Origin of the sequence: Rhizobium sp. Root491, from assembly GCF_001427205.1 — a bacterium.
Classification (GTDB): domain Bacteria; phylum Pseudomonadota; class Alphaproteobacteria; order Rhizobiales; family Rhizobiaceae; genus Agrobacterium; species Agrobacterium tumefaciens.
In genome coordinates this window covers 716,665-732,018 of sequence record NZ_LMFF01000012.1, presented here as the reverse complement: position 1 = coordinate 732,018, position 15,354 = coordinate 716,665, and the positions used below count along the sequence as shown (strand labels likewise).

13 protein-coding genes are annotated in these 15,354 nt (G+C 59.0%); 9 read left to right on the top strand and 4 right to left on the bottom strand.

The window, feature by feature from the left end; translation table 11 throughout:
• Positions 1–22: 22 nt before the first annotated feature.
• Complete coding sequence (locus ASD46_RS14425) at positions 23–925, bottom strand: LysR substrate-binding domain-containing protein (RefSeq protein WP_019564946.1); 903 nt, start codon at positions 923–925, stop codon at positions 23–25.
• Between the two features lie 107 nt (positions 926–1,032).
• Here ASD46_RS14425 and ASD46_RS14420 point away from each other — a divergent pair, with 107 nt between their 5' ends.
• The 3 genes from ASD46_RS14420 to ASD46_RS14410 are packed head-to-tail and all read left to right on the top strand — an operon-like array spanning position 1,033 to position 2,437.
• On the top strand, positions 1,033–1,434 hold the full coding sequence (locus ASD46_RS14420) for a tautomerase family protein (RefSeq protein WP_019564945.1): 402 nt from the start codon (positions 1,033–1,035) through the stop codon (positions 1,432–1,434).
• A complete protein-coding gene (locus ASD46_RS14415; protein WP_019564944.1) occupies positions 1,431–1,865 on the top strand; it encodes a cupin domain-containing protein in 435 nt (144 codons plus the stop codon). Before ASD46_RS14420 ends, ASD46_RS14415 begins: the two co-directional genes overlap by 4 nt.
• Positions 1,862–2,437 (top strand): DUF4865 family protein, encoded by a 576-nt coding sequence (locus ASD46_RS14410; protein ID WP_019564943.1) that lies wholly within the window; start codon positions 1,862–1,864, stop codon positions 2,435–2,437. Before ASD46_RS14415 ends, ASD46_RS14410 begins: the two co-directional genes overlap by 4 nt.
• Positions 2,438–2,484: 47 nt before the next feature.
• Here the strand turns inward: ASD46_RS14410 and ASD46_RS14405 are convergent, their stop codons facing one another.
• On the bottom strand, positions 2,485–3,516 hold the full coding sequence (locus tag ASD46_RS14405) for a fatty acid desaturase (RefSeq protein ID WP_025595356.1): 1,032 nt from the start codon (positions 3,514–3,516) through the stop codon (positions 2,485–2,487).
• Positions 3,517–4,114: 598 nt separating this feature from the next.
• Complete coding sequence (locus ASD46_RS14400) at positions 4,115–4,729, bottom strand: TetR/AcrR family transcriptional regulator (RefSeq protein ID WP_019564940.1); 615 nt, start codon at positions 4,727–4,729, stop codon at positions 4,115–4,117.
• A gap of 306 nt (positions 4,730–5,035) precedes the next feature.
• Here ASD46_RS14400 and ASD46_RS14395 point away from each other — a divergent pair, with 306 nt between their 5' ends.
• The 4 genes from ASD46_RS14395 (at position 5,036) to ASD46_RS14380 (ending at position 11,199) form a co-directional block, all read left to right on the top strand.
• On the top strand, positions 5,036–6,112 hold the full coding sequence (locus ASD46_RS14395) for an efflux RND transporter periplasmic adaptor subunit (RefSeq protein WP_025595357.1): 1,077 nt from the start codon (positions 5,036–5,038) through the stop codon (positions 6,110–6,112).
• Positions 6,112–7,197: an efflux RND transporter periplasmic adaptor subunit gene (locus ASD46_RS14390; protein ID WP_019564938.1), complete on the top strand. Its 1,086-nt coding sequence runs from the start codon at positions 6,112–6,114 to the stop codon at positions 7,195–7,197. Before ASD46_RS14395 ends, ASD46_RS14390 begins: the two co-directional genes overlap by 1 nt.
• On the top strand, positions 7,194–10,265 hold the full coding sequence (locus ASD46_RS14385; RefSeq protein WP_025595358.1) for an efflux RND transporter permease subunit: 3,072 nt from the start codon (positions 7,194–7,196) through the stop codon (positions 10,263–10,265). The genes ASD46_RS14390 and ASD46_RS14385 overlap by 4 nt, the downstream gene beginning before the upstream one ends.
• Positions 10,266–10,482: 217 nt before the next feature.
• The gene (locus tag ASD46_RS14380) at positions 10,483–11,199 is read left to right on the top strand and encodes a FadR/GntR family transcriptional regulator (protein ID WP_025595359.1); all 717 of its coding nucleotides are present in this window, start codon (positions 10,483–10,485) and stop codon (positions 11,197–11,199) included.
• Here the strand turns inward: ASD46_RS14380 and ASD46_RS14375 are convergent.
• The gene (locus ASD46_RS14375) at positions 11,168–12,580 is read right to left on the bottom strand and encodes an aspartate ammonia-lyase (protein ID WP_029658855.1); all 1,413 of its coding nucleotides are present in this window, start codon (positions 12,578–12,580) and stop codon (positions 11,168–11,170) included. The genes ASD46_RS14380 and ASD46_RS14375 overlap by 32 nt on opposite strands.
• 289 nt (positions 12,581–12,869) lie before the next feature.
• On the opposite strand from ASD46_RS14375, the gene ASD46_RS14370 reads away from it, so the two are divergent.
• Together ASD46_RS14370 and ASD46_RS14365 are read left to right on the top strand one after the other, a co-directional pair.
• The gene (locus ASD46_RS14370) at positions 12,870–14,327 is read left to right on the top strand and encodes an amino acid permease (protein ID WP_025595361.1); all 1,458 of its coding nucleotides are present in this window, start codon (positions 12,870–12,872) and stop codon (positions 14,325–14,327) included.
• Positions 14,324–15,277, top strand: coding sequence for an asparaginase (locus ASD46_RS14365; RefSeq protein WP_025595362.1), 954 nt, complete (start codon positions 14,324–14,326; stop codon positions 15,275–15,277). Before ASD46_RS14370 ends, ASD46_RS14365 begins: the two co-directional genes overlap by 4 nt.
• Positions 15,278–15,354 lie beyond the last annotated feature (77 nt).

Genomic DNA, 15,354 nt, shown 5'->3' with positions numbered 1-15,354 from the left:
GAAGCTTATGCTGTTTCAGCGATTACGGTCGCACTATCCATGCTTCCGGCAGCGTTTCCTGCAAGGCTTGGCGGATGATCGTGGCGAGATGGGCGCTGATTGGATTTTCGTCTTTTCCGGAGCGAAGAAGGCTGAGCCCCAGCGACGGGAGTTGCGGCAAACCGTTGGTGAGTGGATCGAGAACCCGTACGGAAGGCGGCCGGCCGAACGGTGTGCGAAGTGCGATGCCAAGGCCTGCGGCTGTCGCAGCCCACAACCCGCCGAGGCTCGGGCTGACGAATGCAATGCGCCAGGCGATACGCTGTTGATCAAGGTGGTTGCAGGCAATGCTACGTAAAACGCACGGCGCTTCCAAAACTGCAAGTGGCAGCGGCTCTTTTTCGCCGGTCTGCCAGACAGTTTCTGTTTCCGCCGCGCCCAGCCAGCACAGTGGCATGGATGCAACCGTTTCAGCTGGCGAAGCCGTGTCGTCGTTCCAGGCCAAGGCGAGATCAAGATGGCCGGACTCGACCTTCTCCCGCAATTCGCTATTGCGAGCGATGCGCCCTTCGATCCGAACCCGCGGATGGGCGCGTGCGAAACGGCCCAGCACCTGCGGCAACACGGTTTCTCCGAAATCCTCCTGAATCCCGAGGCGGATCCAGCCTGCGAGTTCCGGCCCGCGAACGGCGCTGATCGCCTCGTCATTCAGGCTCAATATGCGGCGGGCATAGGACAGCAGCACTTCGCCGCTCTCGGTCAGCGCCAGCCCCCGGCCGGATTTGCGCACCAGAGCGGTTTCGGTCTGGTCCTCCAGCTTCTTGAGTTGTGCGCTGACCGCAGAGGTCGAACGCCCCAGTCTGTCTGCGGCCTGCGCGAACGACCCGCTCTCGATGCCAATCACGAAACTGCGGAGCGCGTCCAGATCCAGATGGGTAAGGCGCAAATTAAATGTCCCTAAAATCAGGACGTAATGTCCTGAATAATTTGATTTTCAGGATGATGATGTCGTTTCATAGTGTGGCTGTCAATCCTCTTGAACGGAGCGCATCCATGCCTTTCACCCGAATATCTTTGCTTGCGGGCAAATCCACCGACTATCTCAAGGCGGTTTCCGACAGTCTCGACCGCGCGCTTGTCGACTGCTTTGACGTTCCGGAAAACGACCGCTTCGCTGCAATCCACCAGCACCAACCGGGCGAACTGATCTTCGACCGAACATATCGCGGCGGCCCTCGGTCGGATGATTTCATTTTCTTTCATATCACCACGGGTAAGACGCGATCGCCGGAAACCAAGGCGCGCTTCTATGCGAGGCTCGTCGAAAATCTGGCGGTGTCGCCCGGTGTGAGGCCGGAGGATGTGATGGTCGCCATCGTCAACTCGACGTTTGATGACTGGTCCTTTGCATCAGGCGTTTCAGCAGGCACACCAGCGGATGGGAGTGGCCGATGACCGATTTTTTCGAGATGCAACCGGCCTGTCCATCCACCATGAGCGTGCGTCGAGCCGGTGACGGAATAGTTGCGGCACCTGAGGGTATCTCCAGCGGGGCCTTCCTCGTCCAGATGCTGTTATCGAGCCGGATCGATGGCGAGATGACGGCAATGCGCGCTTTTGTGCCGCCGGGGGTCGTGACCCATTGGCACAGTCATCCGCGCGGCCAGCTTCTCTTCGTGCTGGATGGCATCGGTCTCGTCCAACGCAACGGTGACGATCCGCGTGAAGTCCGTGCCGGAGATGCGGTGTGGTTTGCGCCCGGCGAAGCCCATTGGCATGGCGCCGCGCCGTCCTGTCCCTTCAGCTATCTCAGCGTCCAGCCGGTCAGGAGTGGAACTGCCGTCCACTGGATGGAACCTGTCAAAAAAGAGGAGAGCACATCATGATCGCCATGCAATACAGCTTCACGCTGCCTGCCGGCTACGACATGGCGATCATAGACCGGCGCATAAGGGAGAAGGGGCCGCTGCTCGATGGCTTTCCACGCCTGCGTTTCAAGGCCTATCTTTCGGCGAGAAAGCAGGATGCCGGCTTCACCAGTGCTGAAAACCTCTACGCGCCGTTCTATCTTTGGGACGAGCCAGAAGGGATAGACAGCTTCCTGTCCGGTCCAGGTTTTGCGGTTCTGACACGGGACTTCGGCTGGCCGTCGGTGCAGACGTGGCTGGTCTGGCACGCCGACCACGTACCTGATCTTACAGCCTCGCGATATGCCACACGGGAGGTCCGGTCCATAGCGCCCCATTCTGATCTGGCCAAGCTGCGCGATACGGCGACCGCGGACGCGCGTTCATCAATCAGGGCCGGCGCGCTCGCGGCCATAGCCGCATTCGATCCAACAAAATGGCTGCTGCTACAGTTCAACCTCTGGCCGACAGTGCCGGCCGTTACTGAAACAATGCAAACCTACACTGTTGGCCACGTCTCATTGGGGTCGGTTCTGCATTTAGCGGAATGATACCTCACGCACCGGCTCAAGGGGTATTGCGTCGTTCCAGCTCTCGTCTATCGCGGTTGCTTTTCTGCCTCACGTAGCGAAATCAGCCGTTTTGTGGATTCGTCCCACAGAATGAGCTTTACGCAGCCCAGGCTGTCGCGAAGGCTGATGCGACCAAGTTTCGCAAGCTCCGGGTAGTCGTGCAGAATCTCTGGCAACCTGTAAAAAGGCACCCTGCTCGACAAATGGTGGACATGGTGCATGCCGATATTGCCGGTGATCCAACGCAGCGGACCCGGAAGATCGTAATACGAGGCGCCATGCATCGCCGCATGGGGAAAAGCCCATTCCGGAGGCTTGGACCAGTGGGTTTCTTCAAACTGGTGCTGGACATAAAACAGCCAGACACCTGCTGACCCGGCAAGCAGCACTATTGGCAGATGAACCAACAGAAAAGGCACGAGCCCTATCGCCCAGATAAGGAGAATGGCCAATACGGCCACACCGGCATTTGTTGCCATTGTCGAAATCCAGGGCAACGCTCCAGACCGCATCATGCCAAACGGTAGCCTTTGTTTGAACAGAAACAGGAAAGCAGGACCGATGCCGAACATCACCAGCGGATGCCTGTACAAGCGATAACCGAGTTTTCCGCGTGGGGAGAGTGCACGATATTCGGTCACGGTCAGAGTTGTAATGTCGCCAACCCCTCGCTCATCGAGATTGCCGGCTGACGCATGGTGTTCCGCATGCGCGCGGCGCCAATAGTCGTAGGGCGTCAGCGTCAGGATACCGATTGCGCGACCCGTCCAGTCATCCCATCGACGGCGCCCGAAAAAAGAGCCGTGTCCGCAATCGTGTTGCAGTATGAAGAGCCTCAACAGGAATCCGGCTGCGGGGATCACCAGAAGCAGGCCAAGCCAGTAACCAAAATGAATCGATACCGACGCTGCTGCCCAAAGGAATACAAAGGGAACAAGCGTCACGGCAAGTTCGTACAGGCTGCGGCCCGTCCGGGGTTTGCGATAATTCGAAAGTATTTTAAGCAGGGCCTTTTCACTCGCGCCGCCAGGTAATTGGGCTGTTAACGTCGCGGTCATGGTTGATAGCAATCCTTCTGGTCGCCTGCATTTCGAAAAAAGTGTCCACCGCGCTGGCGGTCGTTTTCTGGAATAGCCCGATCTCGAGCCAACACGCGTTGCCGCGGCGGTTCCGTGCTCTGCTCGGCGCGGGCATTCACTGTTTTGTTCATAAATATTCGAGCTGTAAGCTCGCTCCTGAAATCTGAAACGGTTAATTAAGTCGATCTGCTCGGCGAGGATCTCGCACAACTCTGCGCGGCTGGAACCTGTTCTGTCTAATTGTACCGGCGCTGTTTGCACAGAGGGGCAGGGTGACCTCAAATTGATTGAAGGGTACTAGAATTTAATCGGCACTGGCATTCTCGCGCAGGAGCACAGCTCGTCTCGGCAACTAAAATCGCTGAAAAGTTGGAGTGGTGAGCGGGTCTCGGCAACAGGATGGCAATTACTCGTTCAAATACGAGCAATATGCTCGAGGCAACAGACCCTTACCGCAGCATTGTGGCTGTATCGCGCCCGACATGTAAGGTTTCTTGCGATGTATCAGATCGCAGCATCAGGGGTCATCGAAAGCTAATTCTCCTTGTCAAAGCCGGGTCTGGCAGGAGAATGCCGCTTATGCCAGCAGCCCGCGCATGATCAGTTCGAGATGAATCTTCAGAACGACCTGCTTGTCCAGACTGCGCCGATCGTCGAAAATCAACCGGAAAACCAATGTTCCGACTATGGGTGACATGACGACCTTGGCCAGTTCCGTGGGGTTGGCTCTAAACCTTTTTTTCGCCACGCCCTCTTCGAGGATCGTATTGATCCGCTCGAATACCGGCGCCATCACCACGTCATGGTGCTGGTCGATGAGATCGGGGAATTTTGCTCCTTCCGCAACGATGAAGCGAAACAGTTCCCGCATCTTTCTATTGTCGACGAGGGCGTCGAACAGGAATTCAAGAAGCATCCGAAGCTCCTCGACGGGATCATCCGACGTGCGTGCATAAGCCTTGAATGCCTCCTGAAAAGGTGCCGAGGCATGCCTGATCATCGCCTCGAAAAGAGCCTCCTTGGTTTCGAAATAGACGTAGACCGTGCCTTTCGTCACTCCCACCCGCTCGGCAATGTCCTCCACCCGCGTGGCCGTAAATCCTCTCTTGGTGAATTCCTCGAATGCGGCGTCGAGAATTTCCAACGGACGTTGTATCTTCTGTTCTGCGCGTGTCAGTTTTGCTTTTGCCATAACCCCGGATCCCTACGTATTCTTTCGGCACTTGCCTTTTTACCCGTCGCAATCGGCGGAAATGACAGGTGGTTTGCCTATAGCACCGGCGTAAAAACCGGAATCGATTTTTACAAGACGTGGTGCGTGGTTCAATATGTCAGCACATCCCCCGATGCGTCCGCGAGGACGCGCCGGGCAATTCGGAATGATCATTCGGGGAGCCAGGTTTGACGTCCGGACGGTTCCCGATCGGCGACACAAGAATTTCATTGACTATTCAGTCAGTCAAATATTATAGGGTGAGGCGAAGATCAAGAGGTCACCATGAAAAGCATTCTTTTAGCAATGGCGGTCGGCGGCATTTTCGCCCTGTCGTCCTGCAGCAACGAAGAGCCGCCTGCTGAAAAGCCGTTGCGTGTCGTCGATGTGGTTGCGGCAGCGAAAAAGCCCGTCGGCCGTGGCAGCGTCATCACCGGCGAAGTAAGGGCACGGGTCCAGACGGACCTTTCCTTTCGGGTGAGCGGCAAGATCACCGAGCGGCTGGTGGATGTGGGTACCCCGGTAAAGGCCGGGCAATTGCTTGCTCGCATCGACCCGGAAGAGCAAAAGGCGGATATCGACGTTGCGGTGGCCAACCTGCAATCTGCCGAAGCGCAGATGACGCAGGCGCAGTTGGCATTCGATCGCCAGCAAAGTCTTTTCAAGACGCAGGTGACTTCGCGCTCCGCGGTCGACAAGGCGCAGGAAACCCTGCTCACCACACAAGGCGCCGTCAGATCGGCGCAGGCCCAGCTGGATACGGCGCGCGATGCGCTTTCCTACACCGAACTCAGGGCCGATGCGGATGGTGTGATCACCGCGCGCAATGTCGAAGTCGGCCAGGTGGCGCAGGCCGCTCAGCTCGTTTTCACGCTGGCGCATGACGGGCCGCGCGATGCGGTATTTGATGTCTACGAATCCCTGTTCCTCGAGCGCGATATCGACAATCTCGTCAATGTCAGCCTCCTGTCGGATCCCGCCCGCGCTGTCGAGGGACCAGTGCGGGAGATTTCCCCGACGATCGATCCCGACAATGGGACGATCCGGGTCAAGGTTGGCCTGAACGGCGATATGACCATGCCGCTCGGAGCACCGGTATCGGGTCATTTCCGCTTCAAGCAGGTGGAGGCGATTGAGCTTCCCTGGTCGGCAATGGCATCGCAGAACGGCCTTCCCGCCGTCTGGGTGGTCGATGCGCAGTCCTCGGAAATCGCCATGCGCCGGGTTGAGGTCTCCGACTATGAGACGGGTCAATTCGTCGTGGCGGAAGGACTTCTTCCCGGCGATCTCGTCGTGACCAGCGGGACCAAATTTCTCCGCACCGGTGAAAAGGTCGCCTATGAAAAGGGGCAGGCACAATAATGTTCAGGATAAACAGAAGCTTGTTTTTGCTGCTTCCGGCGATTGCGGTCTCGTCCTGCCAGGAAAAGCAGGAAGCGCCCGCTGAGGCGCCGCGCCCGGTGCTCTCCGTTGTCGTAGGGGAGACGCGCGCCGATGCGCTGCGGCTGACCGGCACGGTGGAATCGAGAATTCAGACCGATCTCGGCTTTCGTGTTCTCGGCCGGATCATTGCCCGCAATGTCGATGTGGCCGATCTGGTCAAGAAAGGCGATGTGGTGGCCTCGATCGATCCGCTCGCGCTGGAACTTTCGGTAAAGAGCGCCCAATCCGATCTATCCAACGCCGAAGCGCAACTGGCCAATGCGGTGACGACCGAGCAGCGTCAGCGCGTGCTGGCCGAGGCCCGCAGCGGCACGGAAGCAGCACTTGAAGAGGCCGAGCAGGCCACGCGAACGGCCAATGCCGCCGTCGCCAAAGCCCGTGCAAATCTTGATAAGGCCGAGGAGCAACTGGGCTATACGCAGCTACACGCGGAATTTGACGGCGTGGTGACTGCGACATCCGGTGAAATTGGCCAGGTCGTCTCTGCCGGACAGACGGTCGTGACCATTGCCCGCCCGGAAGTGCGGGATGTTGTGGTCGATGTTCCGCAATTTGCGGCGCAGCGACTTGATATCGGATCGACCTTCGATATCGCCCTGCAACTGGACCCAAAGATACGCACCACCGGCGTGGTGCGTGAGATTGCCCCAGAAGCCGAAACCGCAACACGCACGCGCCGCACGAAAATCAGCCTTCAGGATGCGCCGCCGACATTCCGGCTCGGCTCGGTCGTCACGGCCTCAGCAATTGCCGCCTCCGAATCGCAGATCATGCTCCCCTCGTCGGCCCTGCTGAAAACCGAAGACGGTTGGAGTGTCTGGATCGTCAATACCGATACGGCCACGGTCACCTCGCGCCCGGTCAAAATAGAGGGCGAGCCCGCTGAAGGCGGCAGTGTGCGCATCACCGGCGGCGTCAAGCCCGGCGAACGTGTCGCCAGTGCCGGCGTTCACAAGCTTAAGGATGGTCAAGCCATCAGGATCGATCAGGAGGTCCATCAGTGAAGAAATTCAATCTTTCCGACTGGGCGCTCGAGCACCGTTCGCTCGTCTGGTACTTCATGCTGGTCTTCGTTCTTGCCGGTGTTTTCTCCTATCTCAACCTCGGACGTGAGGAAGATCCGAATTTCACCATCAAGACAATGGTGATTAGCGCGCAATGGCCCGGCGCTTCCGCGGAGGAAGTGGCCAGGCAGGTGACCGACAGGATCGAGAAGAAGCTCGAGGAACTCGACAATCTCGACTATCTGCGCAGCCAGACAGTCGCTGGCAAGACGACGATTTTCGTGGAACTCGTGCCGGAAACCAAAGCCAAGAATGTCGAACCCACCTGGGTGCGCGTGCGCAACATGATCGGCGACATCAAGGGCGACTTCCCCTCGGGCGTTGTCGGCCCGTTCTTCAACGACCGTTTCGGCGATGTTTATGGCAATATCTACGCCTTCACCAGCGACGGTCTCAGCCAGCGGCAATTGCGCGATCTGGTGGAGGACGCGCGTGCCAAGGTTCTGACTGTCGACAATATCGGCAAGGTTGATGTCATCGGCGCGCAAGACGAGGCGATCTATCTGGAGTTTTCCACGCGGCAGATCGCAGCGCTGGGCATCGATCAGCAATCGATTATCAAGACGCTGCAAGCCCAGAATGCTGTCACCCAGTCCGGCTTCGTCAATGCCGGGCCGGAACGTGTTGCGCTGCGTGTCAGCGGCCAGTTCACCTCGGAAGACAGCCTTCGCGCCATCAATCTGCGCGTCAACAACCGGTTCTTCCCGCTGACGGAAGTGGCGACGATCCGGCGCGGTTATGTCGATCCGCCGTCTTCGCTGTTCCGCTTTAACGGGCAACCGGCCATCGGTCTTGCCATAGGCATGAAAACCGGTGCGAACCTCGTGCATTTCGGCGAGGAGCTGGATGCACAGATGAAGCGTATCGTGGCGGACCTGCCTGTTGGCGTCGATGTGCATCGCGTGTCCGATCAGCCGGCCGTGGTCGATGAGGCGGTCTCCGGCTTCACTTCGGCGCTGTTCGAGGCAATTGCAATCGTTCTCGTCATCAGCTTCATCAGCCTCGGATTGCGGGCGGGCATGGTGGTTGCGGTCTCCATACCGCTCGTGCTGGCGATCACCTTTGTCTACATGGAATATACCGGCATTTCGCTGCAACGCATCTCTCTCGGCGCGCTTATCATCGCGCTTGGGCTTCTCGTCGACGATGCTATGATTGCTGTCGAGATGATGGTCGCACGCCTCGAGGTCGGCGACGATCTCAGAAAAGCGGCGACCTATGTTTATACTTCGACCGCATTCCCGATGCTGACCGGTACGCTGGTCACCGTTGCCGGTTTCATTCCCGTCGGCCTCAACAACAGCGCGGCGGGTGAGTTCACATTCACCCTGTTCGTGGTGATCGCCGTTTCGCTGATCGTGTCGTGGATTGTCGCGGTTGTGTTCACGCCACTGCTTGGCGTGGCGATGTTGCCCAAGGCGATGAAATCGCACCATGAGAAGAAGGGCCGTTTTGCCTCTGGCTTTTCCTGGCTTCTATCCCGGGCGCTGCGCTTTCGCTGGGTAACGATCATCCTCACGGTTGCGTTGTTTGCCCTTTCCGTTGGTGGCATGAGCCTCGTGCAGCAGCAGTTCTTCCCGGCCTCCGACCGTGTGGAACTGATCGTAGACTGGAACCTGCCACAAAACAGCTCGATTGCCGAAACCAACCGGCAGATGGCACAGTTCGAGAAGGAAGCGCTGGCGAAAAACCCCGACATCGACCACTGGACGACCTATGTCGGTGAAGGCGCACCACGTTTTATCCTCTCCTTTGACGTGCAGACGCCTGATGTCACCTTCGGCCAGACAATCATCGTCACCAAGGGGCTTGATGTGCGCGACAAGGTGCGCGCTGAGTTGCAGGACTATCTGAACCGGACGTTTACCGGCACCGACGCCTTCGTGAAATTGCTCGACATCGGCCCTCCGGTCGGAAAGCCGGTGCAATATCGCTTGAGCGGTCCGGATATCCAGCATGTCCGCGAACTCGGCCAGCAGCTGGCGGGCATCGTCGGCGAACATCGGCTGCTGTCCAACATGGTCATGGACTGGAATGAGCCGACGCGGGTGGTCAAGGTCGACGTTTTGCAGGACAAGGCCCGCCAACTGGGCGTGTCTTCGGAAGACATCGCCAATGCCATGAACAGCATTGTCGAGGGTTCCACAGTGACGCAGGTCAGGGATGATATCTACCTCGTCAATGTGGTGGCGCGTGCGCAGCTGGCGGAGCGCGGCTCCATCGAAACATTGCAGAACCTGCAATTGCCAGCCACGAACGGCAAGGCCGTGCCGCTGTCGGCAATCGCCAATTTCCGCTACGAGCTGGAACAGCCGACCATCTGGCGTCGCGACAGAATTCCGACAGTCACGGTCAAGGCTGCCATCATCGGCCCGACGCAGCCGGCGACGATCGTGGAGCAGTTGAAGCCGAAACTCGAGGCTTTCGAAAAGTCGCTCCCCGTGGGGTACAAGGTGGAAATAGGTGGCTCGGTGGAATCCAGCGCGGATTCGCAGGCGCCAATCGTAGCCGTGGTGCCTCTGATGCTGTTTGCGATGGCAACGATCCTTATGGTTCAGTTGCAGAGCTTCAGCCGGCTGTTTCTTGTCTTTGCCGTTGCCCCGACGGCGCTGATCGGCGTGGTGGCAGCGCTGCTGCTCTCCAACGCGCCGATGGGTTTCGTCGCCATTCTCGGCATATTGGCACTGATCGGTATTCTGATCCGAAACTCGGTCATTCTCGTCGTTCAGATCGAACATCTCAGAAGCGAGGGGGTCTCGGCCTGGCGCGCCGTCATCGAGGCGACCGAGCATCGCATGCGACCGATCATGCTGACGGCTGCGGCGGCAACACTTGCCCTCATCCCCATATCTCGGGAGATATTCTGGGGTCCGATGGCCTATGCCATGATGGGCGGCATCGTGGTTGGCACGGCGCTCACGCTGCTGTTCCTTCCGGCACTCTATGTCGCGTGGTTCCGCATTCCGCGCGAAGATGACAAGCAGGAAGCACAGGAAATCAAGACGTAATTTCCTGTGAGACAGCCACACCCTCGTGATCGCGAGGGTGTGGCGCCGGCAAAGCCACTATCCCGCTTAAATTCTGCAAATGTGCCCGCCATCGTTGTTCCTTCGGCGCAGATAGTGTTAGGAAGATCGGCTTAGCTGCGGGAGCGGCGCTGTCCTTCAATAGATAAGCGTTTGCTTCTGCGTCGTTGACAGACCAAGGGTGCCGGAGGGTTCAAGGATGGGCGGGTTGTCGGATTGGCTTGCGGACGCAAAGCCGATCAATCGCAAGAATGCCGCAGAAGTGGTGTTCGAAGATATCCGTTCGGCCATCACCTCTGGTCAGCTCGTGGTCGGAACCCGGCTGCCCTCCGAAGCCCATCTGGCGGAAAGATATGGTGTCAGCCGACCGATCGTGCGCGAGGCGTTGCGATCTCTCCAGACTCTGGGGTTGACGCAGACGCGCACGGGCAGCGGCACCTATGTAATGACCGCCACACCGCCTGCTGAATTGAGTTACGGAGCATATTCCGCCCGTGACCTGATCGAGGCACGCCCCTTCATCGAGGTGCCGGCGGCAGGTTGGGCGGCGCTGCGTCGCACTGATGCCCAACTAGAGACTCTGCTCGAACTCTGCGACAGGATGGAGGCTGAGGAAAGGCCGCATCCGTGGGTGCTGCTGGACGGGCAGTTTCATTGCGCCATTGCGGAAGCCTCGTCCAATGCACTGTTTGCCAAGGTTGTGGCCGATGCGCGCGAGGCTCTTTCCCAACAGTCCGAGATGGTCAACCTGATGGCTGGCCGGCGCGTTGCATCGAATTTGGAGCACCGCCGGATCGTCGAGGCGATCCGGCGGGGTTCAGCCCCCGATGCGCGCGAAGCGATGGAGCTTCACCTGGGTCAGGTGAAGCAGGTGGTAACGACCATTATTGGAGAAGATCGGGCTCGACACCCGTAAGCGCGGGTAGGTTGGCGAGGTGGCGGGGGCTCAGTGCCTGCTGAAGTTGCGCCTCCGTCAGATAGCCGCGCTCCAGCACCACCTGCGGGACGGTGCGGCCGCTGGCCAGCGCCTCCTTTGCGACGTCAGTTGCTGCATAGTATCCGATCAGCGGGTTAAGCGCGGTTGCGAGACCGATCGATTCCTCCACACGCTGTGCCATGATGGCGGGATTGGCGACGATGCCATCGACACAACGTGCCGCCAAAGTCCGGCAAGCGGCGCTTAGCTGGCTGATGCTCTGGGAAAGGGCACGCACCATGATCGGCTCGAAGGCGTTCAGCTGAAGCTGCCCGGCTTCGGCGGCCATTGTGATGGTGATGTCGTTGCCGATTACCGCATAAGCCACCTGATTGACCATTTCGGGAATGACCGGATTGATCTTGCCCGGCATGATGCTCGACCCTGCCTGAACGGAGGGCAGGGTGATTTCGCCGATGCCGGCGCGTGGGCCGGAAGAGAGCAGGCGAAGGTCGTTGCAGGTTTTTGACAGTTTGACGGCGACACGTTTCAACACGCCGGACAGATGCACAAATGCGCCGGGGTCCTGCGTCGCTTCGATCAGGTCGGCGGCCGTCACCAGCGGGCGTCCGGTCAAGCGCGCCAGATGCTGGCAGGCAAGCGCCGCATAACCGCGCGGTGCATTGAGCCCGGTGCCGATGGCGGTGGCGCCGAGATTGATCTCGTGCAGCAGGGCTGCGGATTCGATGAGGCGGGCCTGATCCTCGCCCAGCATCACCACGAAAGTGCGGAACTCCTGACCGAGCGTCATCGGCACGGCATCCTGCAATTGCGTCCGTCCCAGCTTGATGAAGCCGGAAAACTCCTGTGCCTTGCGATCGAACGCGTCTTTCAGCACACCCATCGAAGCCGCGAGATCGTCGATCGCTTCGATCATTCCTACATTGACCGCCGTCGGATAAGCATCGTTGGTTGACTGGCTGAGATTGACGTGGTCGTTGGGGTGAAGGTGGGCATAATCGCCTTTCGCGAGGCCGAGCAGTTCAAGTGCCCGGTTGGCGATGACCTCGTTGGCGTTCATGTTGGTGGAAGTGCCAGCACCGCCCTGAATTTCATCCACGACGAACTGCTCGTGAAGCGCACCCTCACGAATTTCGCGGCAGGCCCTGACGATTGCTTCCATCCGCTCCTGGTCAAGCAAGCCAAGCTCGTGATTGGCGAGGGCGGCGGCCTCCTTCACATAGGCCAGTCCCCTGACGAGATAGGGGTTGTGGCCGATCGTTACGCCGGTGATCTGAAAGTTCTCCACCGCGCGCGCCGTGTGCACGCCCCAATAAACATCTGCCGGAATTTCCTTCGTTCCGAGCAAATCATGCTCCATGCGCGTCACGCCCACTTTTTCCTCCAATAGCTCAAAGCGTTACCTAAATCTGTAAAGCTGTCTTACAGATTTTTCGACCTTAATCCTTCGCCGTACGAAGGTCAATAATGCTTCGATCCCCTTGACGAACAGCATTCTCTGCAATTATGAGGGCAAAAATCTGTCATGCAGCTTTACAGCGATGCATGAGCTTGCTGGCGCTGTATCCAGCGCCGAGCGTGCCAGTTCCAATTTTGATTTCCGGCGTATCGCCGACTGCAAAGCAAATTCATTGGGAGGAGAAATATCAATGAAATCTGTAAAAACGGCACCTGCCGAACGCGAGGTCTTCACGGAAGAAGACCTCGGATACCACAAGGCACTCAAACCGCGTCAGATCCAGATGATCGCGATTGGTGGCGCAATTGGCACCGGGCTGTTCCTGGGCGCCGGTGGACGGCTGGCGCAGGCCGGTCCGGCGCTGGTGTTCGTTTATGCGCTTTGCGGCTTCTTTGCGTTTCTGGTGCTGCGTGCACTTGGCGAACTAATCATGCATCGCCCGAGTTCCGGCTCGTTCGTGTCCTATGCCCGCGAGTTCTATGGCGAGAAGATGGCTTTCTTTGCCGGCTGGATGTATTGGTTGAACTGGGCAATGACCTCGGTGGCCGATGTGACCGCCGTTGCGCTCTATATGAACTTCTTCAAGCACTACGTCCCCTGGCTGGCGGGCATCGACCAATGGGTGTTTGCGCTGACGGCACTTCTGGTCGTGCTGGCGATGAACATGCTGTCGGTGAAGGTTTTTGGCGAGCTTGAGTTCTGGTTCAGCCTGATCAAGGTGCTGGCGCTTGCGATCTTCCTCGTCGTTGGCGTCTATTTCGTCATCTTTGGCACGCCCATTGAAGGGCATGTGACAGGCTTCAGCATTATCACCGACAATGGCGGCTTCTTCCCGAACGGCATTCTTCCCGCCTTCGTCATCATTCAGGGGGTAGTGTTCGCGTACGCCTCGATCGAACTGATCGGCACGGCGGCAGGGGAAACCGAAGACCCGCGCAAGGTCATGCCCCGCGCCATCCGCGCCGTGGTGCTGCGCCTCGTGGTGTTTTATGTCGGCTCGGTATTGCTGTTCACGCTGCTTCTGCCTTATACCGCCTATAAGGCTGGCGAGAGCCCCTTCGTTACCTTCTTCGGTTCCATCGGTGTTCAGGGTGCGGATGTGATCATGAACCTTGTGGTGCTAACCGCCGTGCTGTCTTCGCTCAATGCCGGGCTTTATTCTACCGGCCGGATTCTTCATTCGATGGCGGTCTCTGGATCGGCGCCGGCAGCGCTGGCAAAGATGAACAAGGCCGGCGTGCCCTATGGCGGTATTGCGGTGACCGCCGCCGTCACCGTTCTCGGTGTGGCGCTGAACGCCGTCGTGCCAGCTGCGGCCTTCGAAATTGCACTCAACCTGTCGGCGCTCGGCATCATCTGCGCATGGGCCGTCATCGTGCTCTGCCAGCTCAAACTGTGGCAGCTTTCCAGGCGCGGCGAACTGGCTCGCCCGGATTTCCGCATGTTCGGTGCGCCTTACACTGGCATTCTCACACTCGTCTTCCTGTTCGGCGTGCTGGTGCTGATGGCTTTTGATTACCCTGTCGGCTCGTGGACCATCGCTTCGCTGCTGGTCATCATCCCGGCGCTGGTCATCGGCTGGTATATGCTGCGCGAGCGTATCCACCGTCTGGCCGGCGAACGTGCAGGCGCGGGAGCATCGCATTGAGCGGGCATGGTGAAGCTCCACTGGTGGCGGTCATCGCCACCGGTGGTACCATCGCCAGCAGGCGCGGCGCCGATGGCGCCAGCACACCAAGCCTTTCGGGTGAAGACCTGCTTGCACTGGTTCCGCAAATCAACGCGAGGCTGAAGCCGGTCGATCTGATGGCGAAGGATTCCTCCAGCCTGACATTGGCCGACATGCAGCGCATCAGCGATGCGGTAGGCGTGGAGCTCAATGATCCCGCTGTCACCGGTGTCGTCGTTCTGCATGGAACCGATGCGATGGAAGAATCCTCGCTGCTCGTGCATTTGCAGCATGCCATCACCAAGCCGGTTGTCTTCACCGGCGCACAGTTTACGGCCGACCATCCGAATGCGGACGGGCCGTCCAATCTGGCCGCGGCCATAGAAACGGCGCTTGATCAGACGAATGCCGAACGCGGCGTGCTTTTATCCTTCGGCGGCAGATGTCTGCCGGCATGGGGGCTGTACAAGCTGAGCGCGGATGCGGCGGATGCGTTCCGCTCTGCGCGGCCGGCGGCCCATGCCGCAGCGCTGGAGCTTGCTGTGCCCCTCGCCGATCTGCGGGTTGATATCGTTGCCATTTATCCCGGTTGTGATGCCGCCCATATCGAGGCGAGCCTGCAGGCCGGTGCGGATGGGGTCGTGCTTGCCGCACTTGGCTCCGGCAACGCCAATCCGGGCATCGCTGTGGCCGTGAAGCGCTGTGCCGAGCGAGGCGTTCCCGTCGTCGTTTCCAGCAGGGTCCCGGAAGGACTGCTGGTGGCGAGTTACGGCGGTGGCGGCGGTGGTCACGATCTGGTCGCGGCCGGCGCCATCCATTCGTCAACGCTGCGCCCCGGACAGGCGCGTATACTGCTTGCGGCGTTGATTGCCGCCAACAGCCCGGCGGAAAAGATCGTTTCCGCGTTCAAAGACGGCTCGCTCTCTTAAGTAGCGGCTGCAATGCCCGCATGGCGAGCATCGAAATTCCTATGGGATTCCTATTTTATTCCATCTGCGGCCGTCTC

Coding starts and splice junctions, on each gene's coding strand:
- ASD46_RS14420 (WP_019564945.1), top strand. CDS start 1,033: ATGCCTTTCACCCGAATATCTTTGCTTGCGGGCAAATCCACCGACTAT.
- ASD46_RS14415 (WP_019564944.1), top strand. CDS start 1,431: ATGACCGATTTTTTCGAGATGCAACCGGCCTGTCCATCCACCATGAGC.
- ASD46_RS14410 (WP_019564943.1), top strand. CDS start 1,862: ATGATCGCCATGCAATACAGCTTCACGCTGCCTGCCGGCTACGACATG.
- ASD46_RS14405 (WP_025595356.1), bottom strand. CDS start 3,516: ATGACCGCGACGTTAACAGCCCAATTACCTGGCGGCGCGAGTGAAAAG.
- ASD46_RS14400 (WP_019564940.1), bottom strand. CDS start 4,729: ATGGCAAAAGCAAAACTGACACGCGCAGAACAGAAGATACAACGTCCG.
- ASD46_RS14395 (WP_025595357.1), top strand. CDS start 5,036: ATGAAAAGCATTCTTTTAGCAATGGCGGTCGGCGGCATTTTCGCCCTG.
- ASD46_RS14390 (WP_019564938.1), top strand. CDS start 6,112: ATGTTCAGGATAAACAGAAGCTTGTTTTTGCTGCTTCCGGCGATTGCG.
- ASD46_RS14380 (WP_025595359.1), top strand. CDS start 10,483: ATGGGCGGGTTGTCGGATTGGCTTGCGGACGCAAAGCCGATCAATCGC.
- ASD46_RS14375 (WP_029658855.1), bottom strand. CDS start 12,580: ATGGAGCATGATTTGCTCGGAACGAAGGAAATTCCGGCAGATGTTTAT.
- ASD46_RS14370 (WP_025595361.1), top strand. CDS start 12,870: ATGAAATCTGTAAAAACGGCACCTGCCGAACGCGAGGTCTTCACGGAA.